The 13,312-nt window shown below is 40.1% G+C and carries 6 protein-coding genes and 1 rRNA gene; 1 reads left to right on the top strand and 6 read right to left on the bottom strand.

Going from position 1 to position 13,312, the window contains the following annotated elements:
• A 16S ribosomal RNA gene (locus tag ACP6L2_RS12080) occupies positions 1–115 on the bottom strand; the annotation flags it as partial.
• A 1,311-nt stretch (positions 116–1,426) separates the two neighbouring features.
• Between ACP6L2_RS12080 and ACP6L2_RS12075 the strand changes: the two genes are divergently transcribed.
• Positions 1,427–4,279, top strand: coding sequence for a hypothetical protein (locus ACP6L2_RS12075; RefSeq protein WP_440509579.1), 2,853 nt, complete (start codon positions 1,427–1,429; stop codon positions 4,277–4,279).
• Between the two features lie 220 nt (positions 4,280–4,499).
• Here the strand turns inward: ACP6L2_RS12075 and ACP6L2_RS12070 are convergent, their stop codons facing one another.
• The 5 genes from ACP6L2_RS12070 to ACP6L2_RS12050 all read right to left on the bottom strand — a co-directional run bounded on the left by ACP6L2_RS12070 (position 4,500) and on the right by ACP6L2_RS12050 (position 13,311).
• Positions 4,500–9,053 carry an efflux RND transporter permease subunit gene (locus ACP6L2_RS12070; RefSeq protein ID WP_440509577.1) on the bottom strand — a complete coding sequence of 1,518 codons (4,554 nt, stop codon included), beginning with the start codon at positions 9,051–9,053 and terminating at the stop codon, positions 4,500–4,502.
• A 16-nt stretch (positions 9,054–9,069) separates the two neighbouring features.
• A complete protein-coding gene (locus ACP6L2_RS12065) occupies positions 9,070–10,176 on the bottom strand; it encodes an efflux RND transporter periplasmic adaptor subunit (protein ID WP_440509575.1) in 1,107 nt (368 codons plus the stop codon).
• Positions 10,177–10,286: 110 nt separating this feature from the next.
• A complete protein-coding gene (locus ACP6L2_RS12060; RefSeq protein ID WP_440509573.1) occupies positions 10,287–10,652 on the bottom strand; it encodes a hypothetical protein in 366 nt (121 codons plus the stop codon).
• A gap of 78 nt (positions 10,653–10,730) precedes the next feature.
• Entirely contained in the window at positions 10,731–10,904 is a 174-nt protein-coding gene (gene ccoS / locus ACP6L2_RS12055; protein ID WP_440509571.1) for a cbb3-type cytochrome oxidase assembly protein CcoS, read from the bottom strand.
• 10 nt (positions 10,905–10,914) lie between these two features.
• Positions 10,915–13,311, bottom strand: a complete 2,397-nt coding sequence (locus ACP6L2_RS12050; RefSeq protein WP_440509569.1) for a heavy metal translocating P-type ATPase — start codon at positions 13,309–13,311, stop codon at positions 10,915–10,917.
• Position 13,312: the final 1 nt, after the last annotated feature.

Below are 13,312 nucleotides of genomic sequence, written 5' to 3'. Positions count from 1 at the left end.
ACCCGTGCGCCACTCTCACCAGATGGTAGCAAGCTACCACTGGATCCCGTCCGACTTGCATGTATTAGGCCTGCCGCTAGCGTTCATCCTGAGCCAGGATCAAACTCTCCATTGTAGAATGAAGTGTGAGATCGAGACTATTTATGAAAAATAGAATCGTCTTCTAATATTAAAATATCTGATTTCCCGGTTCCGATCTGGTTGAATTGATTTAAAAATCTTCTTGTTCAACTTTCGTCTCTCGACTACTCGCTGCGCTACATGATCATTGTTTCTTAAAGAACTTTTCGCCTCCGCTTCACGCTTCGGCTGCTTTCTATGTTGTCGGGCTGACCGACGGTCGAACCCTTTAACTCTTCTTGTTTTTTGCGGCTCCGGGCGTCGCGCCCTGTGCCGTTCCCCGTAGTTGGGACTGCAAAGGTAGAAGGTTTTTTCGGTTCCGCAAAATTTATTTTAAAATATTTTTCGAGGCCTATTTTCCAGTCGATCGTCGTGCAGAATCTGCCTTTCCGATCTCGCTTTCCTTCCCTTGTTTCAGTGGCCGTATGGCCGTCCCTCCCTTGCGGAGTGGTGCAAAGATAGGGACTTTGGGACCGTATTTCCAAGACCCAGAGTGAACATTTTTTACGGGAACGCCGTAACTCGCTAGCAGATTGGGAGATAATTTTATCCAGCGGGGAATAAAAGGCGCACAATATGCCGACATACGGTCGGAACCCTGTCCAGGGGCTGGTCCAGGAAGGAAGGGATCGGGACGGGACTTCCCTGCTCCTTCCCTATTGTCTCCGTCATACCAACAAGGGGTTTCCCAGGGGTCAGGCAGGGGTTGGATTCGAGAACCCTTCGGATCTCCTTCGGAACTCGTTCGGAACTCCTTCGGATCTCGTTCGGTTCCGACCGAACGAGATCCGAACAAGATCCCTGTCAGATCCGAGGAAATTCCCTAGCGTTCTCGAAGGAAACCCCTGTCAGATACGAGTTCAACACGAACCATACTGGAGTCATTATATTATCTAAATAAAGAAAACCTTAGAATTAATGGGTAGACTGTCGAATTCATTTAAAAACACAGGTAGCGAATAACTACTTCAGTCTAATAGAATAGATTCACACAAAACAACCTAAACAAGATACCACGACAAGAATAAGCATTGCTAAGCATCAGAGAGAGGGTATAAATAATAGGAAGAGTAATTTAAAGCCCCGAAAACAAGCATGTAGTAATGAGGTTGGAATGGTTCAGAAAATAAGGTGAATTCATTTGAACATATATTAGAACTAAACCTATTGTATATTCTATGCCAAAATTTGTAGATAAAGAAGGTCATTCAGCTGAGCAAATTTGTAAAAAATACCCTTATTGGGGTATGGTGAACCTAAAGGTATCTCTATAACTTTAGTAACCAACCAATTAATTAACAGCAAGATGAAAAAGCTCCTATTTTTGATTGCTTTATTGTGTATTACAATTCAAGCCAAATCGCAATCCAGTCGGAAGGACAGTACGGCATTACCACTTTATAATTTATTTCAATTGGCAAAATATATGAATGCCAAAGGGCTGAAGAACCATCAAATGGATCAAGTATATTACACCTTGACAAGTATACTCGACCGATCACAGCGATCAAAAACAACAGATGCTTCATCCCAGAACCTTAAATTAAATTTCATAGCGAAATATGACACCTTGAAAATAAAAATTATTGAAGCGGAGATAATAAACAGCATTTACAATGGATCAGACTTAGAAAACCTTCCACTAATTAAGAACAATACAAATAATGAATTAAAGGACAAATTGCTTGCCGAGGTAAAAGCTTATCGCCAAAATGACAATAAATTAAAGGAGGAAAATCAAAAATTACCTATACTTTCTAATTTAAAAGGAAAGTTGGATGGGCATCAATTCACTTTATCTAGATTAGATTCAGTAAAATCTAAAAAGGAAATTGATAGTATAAGAAATGTTGTCCAAAAAGATATTGATGATATAAAAAAGCAGAACATTCACCCTATCAAAGGTCTGACATTGAATGATACAATTGTTAGTTTACAAAAGTCCATTGCTGATACAATTAGCAAACATGAAAAAACTCGAGATTCTTTAAAATCGATGGTTGACTCATTTAGCACGAAATCGGCCCCTCATATAGCAAAATATGCTAAGGCTATTTTTAACGCAATAAAAGAATCTAATAAGACCTCCTTATTATTGGATTTCAGTTCCCAAGGTTTTGAGAGTTCCTCAGAAAAATCGACTCAGATTATTCAGGTTCAAAGTACCATACAGCAAGCAGAGCAGAATAGCCGGTCTTCCTTTTCCTTACCCTCAGAATCGGATTTGATTCAAGCGATGGCAATTTTCTTGGCAAACCGAGCAAAGCAAGAGACTGTTATATGGTTTTTGGATCGATTAAAGCAGGACATCAACAATCCATTTGTATATGATGCCTTTCCCAACACCTACAAAATGTTAATACAACAGACCAACTTTAACAATCCAGATTTTGGTTCAGCATGGCGATTGGCCTTTGCGGAAGATTTCATTCATCTTCCTTCGAATTTAATAGCAAGCGATTGGATCGATCGCAATTGGTCAGGAAGTAAGGAAAAATTAGATGAATTGAAAGTAACCGTTGGCTTAGGGCAACAATTGCTACAATTGGTTCATAAACAGTATTCGTATCGGGACATCATCAAGCACTTTCATTTGAACCCAGCTGTTCCTGATACTTCCAATCTAAATTACATCAATCAGATATTCGACAATCTCTATATTCTCACCAATGAATTCTTTATGATCGACAATGTGGACACGAAGCCTACCTATCGTTTGCTAAGCTATGAAGAACTGTCCAGTCTCACAGATGAAGAGATAAATACCTTATCGTCTTTGATAGAAATAAAATATGGGAGTTACTTCAAGAGGAAGGATGGTCGTTTCCCGGAACTAAAAAACCTTAGCAGTTTATTATTGACCCTATCGCAGTTTGACAAGATAGCGAAGCAAGATCAGGGCGGTCAGGAATCCGGACAAAAGAACAACTTTTGGGAATTTATGGATCAAAACATCCTACAGATTAAAAACACATTTGAATTTAAACCTGAAGAAGTACGTGTGATCGATAATTTTAAGTCTGCCCTTTCGATTTATAAACATATTTACCAGAAGAACTTTGATGTTGCCTTGGATACCTTATTGGGTATTTTACAAAAAGAGGTTTTCAAACAAGGAATTTCTGTAAAGATTAAAACATCTGGAGAGATTAAATTAGAGAAAGAGGGCTCCAATGGCAAAGAAAAAAAGAAAATCTTCCATAATAAAAAAAGAAGGTTTAAGCCCAAAGAGGAAATAATACTTAAAATACAAAATGGAAATATCAAGATAAATGACGAATCTTCTATATCTATTGAAGAGGTGAAGAAAGCTATTAAATTTCTGAAATATGCTTCTACAGCAAATAAAGAAGACAAGGTAAACTATATAAAACTGGGTATTCAAGGTCCAACATATCAGTTTTGGGATTCATTATTGCGCAAATTAAATCCGGATCTGTTTGTAGGCAATGAAAAAGGGAATAAGCAATTATATGATTACGATAGATTATTATTGATAGGTTTTATGATGGAGTTTATGGATGGTCCGTTGGATGCCCTACAAAATCCTATTTACAGTGAATATGCCGCTGAGGTTAGCGATGACTATTTAAAGAATAGAGGATTACATCATTTAGCGAAGTTAAAACAAGTAACCAGTTTCTTTTCGGATATTTCGAACAGTACGGACGAGAAGAGTTTGGCGGCAGCGATTGATCGCAATGTATTACCGGCGACCTCTTATCGGATGAAACGGGAGTCCAAATTCAGCATCACTATCAACGGTTATGTCGGACCGTATGCAGGTACGCAATGGGTCTTAAATCCACAAACAGATTATAACAATGGTTGGATTTATGGGATTACCGCCCCAGTTGGTTTCACCTTTTCAGGTCGTAAGCAGGGAATCTTTCTTCAAGTTCTGGATTTAGGAAATTTGGTGAATCAATATTTATGGCAGAGTGATCCGGAGATTGATGAGGACAAGCTGAAAGTTCGTCAAATTATTAGCCCTGGTATTAATTTCATGAAGAACCTAAAAAACAGTCCATTTGTATTTTTCGTTGGAGCGAATTATGTCATGACAGAAACCTCAGAAAAGCCAAAAGGATCTTTAAATCTTTTTCAATATAAAGCGGGAATTCAAGTCGATATCCCTATCATAAATGTGAAACGATAATATATCCATTAAGATTCAAAACTAATCTTCAAAAGGAAAAGTGTGAGATTTCCAATTGTATTGAAGTTAAAGACCAATAGCGGGGCAAGCTACGTGACTGGAATGGTTCAAATCTAGGCGTCCCGTCTTTTGCATACACAGCATTGCGGGAGAATAATTTAATTACACAAAAAAGGGAGGCCATTCCACAGCCTCCCTAAACTAGCGAAGTAAGCAAGGCTTACTTCCATCCTCCACCTAATGCTTTATAAAGCACAATTTGATTCAATAATTTTTCTTTTTGCACATCCACTTGCGCCACTTGCGCGGCAATGGTGCCTTTTTGCGCGGTGATAATATCCAAGTAATTAACTCGGCCAGCCATAAATAAGGCTTCGGCAGCTACAATGGCTTCCTCCAAGGCCTGGGTCTGCGCCTGCACATGAACTTCCCTTTTCACAATAGCATCTTGGGTTTTTAATGCCAAAGACACCTCGTTGACAGCTTGCATGACCTGTTTCTCATAAGACAAGAAATGAATGCCATACTCCGCTTTCATGGATTCATATTGCGACTTCAATTCGCGCTGTTTGAAGATCGGCATGCTAATACCGCCAAAGAGGCCATAAGTAACAGACTTATCGAGCGTAAACAAATTGTCCAGGCTGAACGATTGCAGCCCCAGGTAGGGACTAATAGCAATAGCAGGTAAAAAGGACAACCTGGAGGCTTCTAGGTCATGTTGACTTGCCTTTAGTTCCAAGGTAGCTTGACGAATATCCAATCTATTATTTAGCAATTCCGAAAGGGAGCCAATTTGCAAATCTTGAAAAAGAGCTTGCTGTCCTTTGACTGTATCCATTCTATTGATGGGTTGATAAACACGACCGATTAAGTTATTAATCTGATGTTCGTAGGCCAGGATATCCTGTTCGGCGAGTTCCCGATTGGCTTTAGACTCGGCAAGAATGGAACGAAATTGCTGTACCGCCAATTCATCTGCCCTACCGGCATCCTTCTGCGCCTCGATGATTTCCAAGGCACGTTCGTGCAATTTGATATTCTGTTCATAGACTTGGATTTTTTGATCCAAACTGATCAATTCATAATAAGCAGAGGCAATACTAGCCACGAGTTCTGTTTCCAACAGACGCTTTGTTTCGTGTTTGGCTAGGAACTGTGCAAATGCAGCCTCTCTCCTATTTCGAAGTTTCCCCCAGAGGTCAATTTCCCAAGAAGACCTTACCCCTACAAAATAATCGGGGATAAAAGGTTCTGGGATTTTTTCATCTACATTCAGATTTTCGGAGAAATTAGAATCGTAGTTACCGATTCCGGATTCGGTATAATGACCATACTTACGGAGTCCGGCTTCCACTGCCGCTTCTAAAGAAGGCAGGCCAGCTGCTTTTCGCATTCTGAAATTTGCTTGTGCCAATTCAATTCGATGTATCGTTTGGCGCACATCGTGGTTGTTTTTCAGTGCCGAATCAATAAGTGAAATTAATTTGTTATCTGTAAACACATCTCTCCAAGGCAAATTCGCCAAGGTTTGTGCAGAGTCTGTCATTAAATCGGTAGCATTTGCTTGGATAGTGGCATCCAATTGCTTTTCACTTGTTTTGTTTGGAACAGCACAAGAGCCCATAAATGCCAATACGGCAACAGCAACAACCGCTTGTTTCAGTTTCTTGGTTTTATTTCTTTTACTAAAAAGAACAATTAAACCCGGAATAACCAAAACACCTAGTATGGTACCAATCACCATTCCGCCAACAGAAGCCGTACCAATAGTTCGGTTACCGATTGCACCAGCACCAGAAGCTAACATTAGCGGTATTAATCCGGCTGCAAAAGCAAAGGAGGTCATCAAAATCGGGCGAAGACGAGCGACTGCACCTTCAATAGAAGCCTGAAGAACATCCATACCTTGTTTTCTTTTTAAATTAGCATACTCCACGATTAGAATGGCATTTTTACCTAATAAGCCGATGAGCATGACCAAAGCTACCTGTGCATAGATATTATTCTCCAGACCAAATAGTTTAAGGAAGATAAATGCACCAAATATTCCTGCAGGTAAACAGAGTATTACTGGTAATGGCAGCAAGAAACTTTCATACTGAGCTGCTAATAGTAAGTAAACGAATAATAAACAGAGCAAGAAAATATAGGCTGCTTGATTACCAGAGATCTTTTGTTCCCTAGTCATACCGGACCATTCGATATCGTATCCTTGCGGTAAATCCTTTGCAAGACGCTCAACCGCCTCGATGGCTTGTCCAGAACTGAAGCCTGGAGCTGCTTGGCCGGTAACCATTGCCGAAGTAAACATATTATATCGTGTAATTTGTTCTGGACCATATACTCTTTTCATGGTCATAAAAGAAGAGTAAGGCACCATTTCCCCATCCGCAGTCTTCACATGCAATCGAAGGACATCTTCAGGCCGCTGTCTAGAGAAAGCATCGGATTGCACCATTACCTTATACATCTGCCCATAGCGAATAAAGTTGGTGGCATATAAACTACCTAATAAGGTCTGCAGGGTATTCATGGAATTCTCTACGGATATTCCTTTCTTGGCTGCTAGGTCATAATCAATCTCCAACATATATTGTGGGAAGTTCACATCGAAAGAACTGCTCGCGCTTTCGATCACCTGATCTTCTTGGAGTTTTGTCAAGAAATTTTTGACTACCTCATTGGTTTTTGCCAAATCTTCATTTCCACTACGATCTAACAATCGAAGTTCAAAACCTGAAGAGTTACCAAAGCCCGGAACTGTTGGTGGCGGGAAGAATTCAATTTCCGCATCGGCAATGTGTGCGGTTTTTTCACGCAATACCTTCATGACATCGTCTACCGATTGGCTACGATCGTCCCAGGCTTTGAGGTTAATCATTCCCATACCATAAGACGCACCCGAAACTTCGGTTACTATACTGTATCCCGCCAGAATGGAAACCGTTTCCACAACATCCAATTCACGGGAAATCTTATCTACCTCATTCAATACTGCTTCCGTACGGTCAACTGTCGCTCCTGGAGGCGTAGTTACCGCCACATAGATCATCCCCTGATCTTCTGTTGGGATAAAGCCCGATGGTAAGATGGCTGCAGAGCCCCAAGTAATAAGGAACATACCTGCTAATGCTACTAGTGTAATTACCCTTCTTCCGGCAATACGGCCTAACGTATTTTTATAACCACCACTAATGCGATTATATACGCGATTAAAACCATTGAAGAAACGGTCTAAAGGACCATTACCAGGTTTCTTATCATGTGGTGATTTCAAGATAATGGCACATAAAGCGGGTGTAAGCGTTAGGGCGTTGATACCAGAAATAACGATTGCAGCAGCCAATGTTAAGGAGAACTGTCTATAGAAGATACCAACTGGTCCGGAAAGGAAAGCTACGGGGATAAATACAGCAGACATCACGAGTGTAATAGCAATAACTGCTGAACCCACTTCCTTCATAGCGGCTAATGTAGCTTCCATTGGTTGTAAATGCTCCTCTTCCATTTTGGCATATATGGCCTCGACGACGACAATTCCATTATCGACGACAATTCCAATGGCCAGTACCAAAGCGAATAAGGTCAATAAGTTGATGGAGAAGCCCATCATTTGCATAAAGAATAGGGAACCAATTAGACAGACTGGAACAGCCAAAATAGGAATAATGGTTGCCCTAAAGTCTTGCAAGAATATAAAAACTACTAAGAATACCAAGATAAAGGCTTCCAACAGCGTGATCAATACAGAAGAAATGGATGCATTTAAGAAACGGGATACGTCATAACCCATGGTATAGGTCATCCCTGAAGGGAAACTGGAACCCTTTAATTCTTCCATTCTATCTTTTACCCGTTGGATAACCTCTTGAGCATTCGATCCGGGTAATTGTTTAATCATGATGGATGCAGAAGGACGACCATCCGTCTTGGATACCATTTCATAATCTAAGGATCCGAACTCTACTTCGGCGATATCGCGAACACGAATAATAGAACCATCTACATTAGCTCGGATTGGGATATTTTCATATTCACTTATTTCGGTGAATTTCCCAGGATACCGCAAAACATACTGTTGCATATTGACGGTTTTATCCGAACTGATACCTGTTTGTCCAGGAGCAGCTTCTATATTTTGTCGGCGTAAAGCTTCAACAAGTTCTTCGGTCGAAATGGAATAAGCGGAAAGACGATCAGGTTTCACCCAGATTCGCATGGCATAATCTTTCATACCCATAATTTGAGCAAAGCCCACACCTTCGATACGCTTCAACTCCTTCAAGACATTGATATCCGTGAAATTGTAAATGAAACGTTCATCGGCTGTTTCATCATCCGTATAGAGGTTTAAGTACATTAACATACTATTCACCTCTTTTTCTGTGGTTACACCGGCTTTGATTACCTCTTCGGGTAACTCATCCAGTACGGTTGTGACCCTATTCTGAACGTTTACCGCAGCGATATCGGGGTCTGTACCCACCTTAAAGAAGACTTGAATAAGGGTATTACCATTATTGGTCGACACGGAATTCATGTAAGTCATGCCGGCCACCCCATTGATTGCCCTTTCTAATGGGATAGCGACAGCATTTGTACTTACCTCAGCATTTGCCCCCGTATAGTTTGCCGTCACCACTACCGATGGCGGTACAATGTCGGGGAACTGCGTAATAGGCAAGGTAAAAAGGGCGAGCAGCCCCAATAAGGTAATAAAGATGGAGATGACCAATGACAACACTGGTCTCTTAATAAAATTTTCAAACATCTATCCAATCCTCCAATTAATTATTAACCAATTTTGGTTTAATAACCATTCCATCTCTTAAAGCCTGCACCCCTTCATAAACTACTTTGTTGTTTTCAGCAAGGCCATTTTCAACGACATAATAATGCCCAAGTCGTTGTCCTTGTTGGAAGGGAGTCATTTTAACGGTATCACCTTTTAATGTGTACACATATGCTTTATCTTGAATTTCAAAAACGGATTTTTGATGAACGAGCAGCAAGTTTCCTGTTTGTACCGGAACAGCAATTCTACCTGTAGCGCCATGTTTTAAAAGCCCTTCAGGATTGGCAAACTTTCCTCTTAAGGAAATAGAACCAGTGCTGGATTTGAATTCACTTTCTACGATTTCAGCCATTCCCTTGTGCGGATAAAGCTGTCCATTGGCTAAGATGAGTTGAACTTCTTGCTTAAAGTTATTTCTATTGAAATTGGGATCAGAAGCTAAATCTAGGTATTCGGATTCTGAGATATCGAAATAGACATTGACATTTTGTTGGTCGGAGATACTGGTGATCAAGGCACCTTCATCAAGCAGTGACCCTTCTTTAAGAAGAATTCTGTCGATTCGACCATCAAATGGAGCTCGAATCTGTGTATGGGCCAATTTGGTTTTCGATTGGTTGCTCATGGCTTCCGCTTCTTTCACTTTTGCCTGAGCAGCCCTGAGTTGAACTTTTAGCAGTTCAAATTCGGATTTACTAATGATATTTTTTTCTACTAGTTTTTTCGTACGCTCCATTTCAAGCTCTACTTTTTTGACTTCTGTCATCGCTGAGTTCACGGCAGCTTGAGCCTGTGCATAATCTGCTTTATATTCATCATCTGTCAATGAAAAGAGGACTTGGCCTTTTCGTACATAGGCACCTTCATCGACATAAATTTTATTTAAGAACCCGGTTAATCGGGATCTCAACTCCACATTTCTCTGCGATTGGATATCGGCGATGTATTCTTTATATACGACGGTATCCTTTTGGAATAATTGAGTAACGGGGTACACTTTAGGACCCGTATTTTGGGTTTGTTCGTTAGAATTTGCTGTACAAGCAGCAAAAAAGAGGGCGCTTCCAAACAATGGGAGCATCATTCGTTGGTTCTTCATAAAAATATATATTCTGGGAAAAATAAAATACAAGGGCAAGCAGCATTGACTGAAGTGCAAAAGCACGAGCAGCCTTACTTACCTAGACAATAGGAAAATCAAGAAATTGACTAGAATGGTCTGTATCGATACAGAAAATTATAATATCCGGGTAGACATTGTGTTTTGGAGAAATAAAAAGGATGATCTAAGGTATTTAACAGCTTAATTGCTCTGGAAAACAACCAGGCAAAGATCATAATCGCAGGGAGAATTCCTAGGAAAAAACCCATCGTTCTATAATCGTCAAAAACGATAGAGGGGATATTTTTATCGGATTCTGCGTGATTTAAGTTTAAGACTTCTTCAAGTACTACTTCGACGAAGGTTTCATTGGCAGATGCGGATGGAGTTCCAAAAAAGCCACAAGTATTCACTTCATAACAAAGCATGTTAAGATAGCCGAAAAGAGCTAAGAAGTGGAATAGTCTAAACATCTGCTGCAAAGATAAGAAGGCAATCTTTGCTTTACGACAGGATAGTGTAAAAAAACTGTGATTTTATATAGCTGAGGGCTATTTTTTTGTTATTTCTTCTGTTTTTTCTTGGGGTTCATCATCGAAAAGAATTCGAACAGAAGGTGTATAGGTATCCTCATGTTGTCCATTTTTGCTAGCCCAGAAAAAAGCAGCTAAAAAGAACAAAGCGATCAACACACTACAACCGATTAAGAAAAATATGATGTTCATAGCTACAAAGTTAAATTAAATTTCTACGTTTTGCATACCAACGGGTCATCAGACTGGTGAAAGATATTATCGTTACGGTGCTGATAGGCATTAATATAGCGGCAAAAAGAGGCGACATGGTTCCTTGCACGGCAAAGCTCAATCCTATAGCATTGTACATGAGGGAAATCATGAAGCTCATTTTAATAACCTTCACGGCATCCTTACTAAAGTTAAAGAATTTCGGCAATTTGTCGAAGGCATCACCATCAAGAATAGCATCACATCCTGGAGAGAAATTATTGATATCATCGGAAACAGCAATTCCCAAATCCGCCTTTCGTAAAGCCCCAGCATCATTCAAACCATCCCCTAGCATGCAGACATGTTTTCCTTTCTCCTGCCACTGAGCAATTTTATTCAATTTATCGGAAGGCGTTTGATTAAACAATAATTTAGACCCTTGCGGGAAAATTACTTTTAAGGCATCTGCCCGGCGTTCATTATCTCCGGAAATAAGATGTAAATCGTAGGTTTTCGACTTTAAGGAGTTAATGACATCGGCTAATCCGGGACGCCAAGATTGTTCTAAGGTAAAATAGCCTTTCACCGCATCATTTACTTTCACATAAACAACCGAACCTTCTAAATCGACCTTTGCAGTTTCCACGAAACTTGCCGAACCTATCTTAATGGTATAATCCTGGTATTTTGCGGACTGTCCTTTCCCCACTTGCTCTTGATAATCTTCTAAAGTCAAATGCTGTGCATCGCCAATCCATTTGATAATTTCCCTGCTGAGCGGGTGGTTGGAATTTCTACACAAGGACAGCAATAGGCTTTTGTCCATGGATGAAAGCGAACCTTCAAAATACATACTGGAAACATTTGGCGATGAGATGGTACCGGTTTTATCAAAGATAACGGTATCAATGGCTGCCATTTGTTCGATTGCTGAGGTATTCTTGATGTAGAGTTTGTTTTTATCGAAGATACTGAGTGCTGCTGATAGTGTGAAAGGGGAACTTAATGCCAATGCACAAGGACAGGCAATAATCAGTACCGCAGTAAAAGCAGACCAAGCTTTATCGGCATTTCCTCCTAACAGCCAATAAGCACAAGCTGTAAAGGCAACCAGCAATAGCCCTATGGTAAAATACTTACTGATGTACCCAATAAAAGTGTCGAATTTCTTCTCGTAATCCTTGAAACTATCGTTATTCCAAAGTTTGGTCAAGTAACTTTGTGACACTGCTTTCACGACTTCCAATTCAATGGCCTCCCCCATTTGGCGACCACCTGCATACACCACTTCACCCAACACCTTTTCTACCGGTTTACTTTCGCCAGTCACAAAAGAAAAATCAACTGAAGCATGACCTTTCAGTAAGATGGCATCTGCTGGGATAATTTCATTATTGCGAACCAATATTCTATCACCAACTTTTAGATCGGCAATCTGAGTTGGCTTATCCATTTCCTCTTCCAAGACGGTAACTGCTACTGGGAAATAAGAACGGTAATCTCTTTCAAAAGATATATGGTAATAGGTGCGTTGTTGAACCCATTTTCCGATTAGGATAAAGAATACCAAACTACATAGTGTATCCATAAATCCTGCCCCGGTCTGACTGATGATTTCAAAGGCGGAACGAAAGAACAACACAAAGATACCTAGTGCTAAAGGCACGTCTAGATTCAGTCGCTTTTGTTTCAAACTAATCCAAGCGGATTTAAAATAATCCGAAGCACTGTATAACAGGACAGGTAAACCAAAAGCGAGGTTCATATAACCAAAGAAATTGGCGTATTGTTTCTCAAAATCAGCCATTCCAAAGTACTCTGGAAAAGAAATCATCATGGAGTTTCCGAAGCAGAAACCTGCCACAGTGATTTTGGCAATCAGTTTATTTTGATTAAACTTCTTACCTTCTTTGACCACATCTTGAAGGGTAATTTTCGGGTCATAACCGATATTATGCAGTAAAGAAACTAATTCCTTGAGGGAAACTTCTTGTTTATTGAACGTAATACTGGCTTGTTTTTTCATAAAATCAACCTGCGATGATTTCACGCCAGGGTTGAGTTTATAAAGATTCTCTAGGAGCCAAATACAGGAGCTACAATGAATAGCTGGCACATAGAACGTGATGATGGCAATTTCATCATCTTGGTAATCCACCAATTTAGCGACAATATTAGGTTCGTCCAAATAAGATAAATCTTCTTTTTGTTTCTTTTGAGATTTTCCTGGGAAGGTATTGTACTTATAATAACTAGCAAGGTTATTCTCATTCAAGATTTGGTAGACTGTTTGACATCCTAAGCAACAAAATTGATGCTCATCAAGGATATAGGCAGAACCTTCCACCTGATCACCGCAGTGATAACAAATCGTACTAAGCTTTAAACCAGAATTCTCTGCCATT

It is taken from the genome of Sphingobacterium lactis, assembly GCF_051951495.1.
In the GTDB taxonomy this organism is placed as follows: domain Bacteria; phylum Bacteroidota; class Bacteroidia; order Sphingobacteriales; family Sphingobacteriaceae; genus Sphingobacterium; species Sphingobacterium lactis_A.
Note: the sequence above shows the minus strand (reverse complement) of the source record. Positions and strands in the feature narration are given on the sequence as shown.

Bases quoted from the DNA above. Each gene is read 5' to 3' on its own strand.
- ACP6L2_RS12070 (WP_440509577.1), bottom strand. From the start codon at position 9,053: ATGTTTGAAAATTTTATTAAGAGACCAGTGTTGTCATTGGTCATCTCC.
- ACP6L2_RS12060 (WP_440509573.1), bottom strand. From the start codon at position 10,652: ATGTTTAGACTATTCCACTTCTTAGCTCTTTTCGGCTATCTTAACATG.
- ACP6L2_RS12075 (WP_440509579.1), top strand. From the start codon at position 1,427: ATGAAAAAGCTCCTATTTTTGATTGCTTTATTGTGTATTACAATTCAA.
- ccoS (WP_440509571.1), bottom strand. From the start codon at position 10,904: ATGAACATCATATTTTTCTTAATCGGTTGTAGTGTGTTGATCGCTTTG.
- ACP6L2_RS12050 (WP_440509569.1), bottom strand. From the start codon at position 13,311: ATGGCAGAGAATTCTGGTTTAAAGCTTAGTACGATTTGTTATCACTGC.
- ACP6L2_RS12065 (WP_440509575.1), bottom strand. From the start codon at position 10,176: ATGAAGAACCAACGAATGATGCTCCCATTGTTTGGAAGCGCCCTCTTT.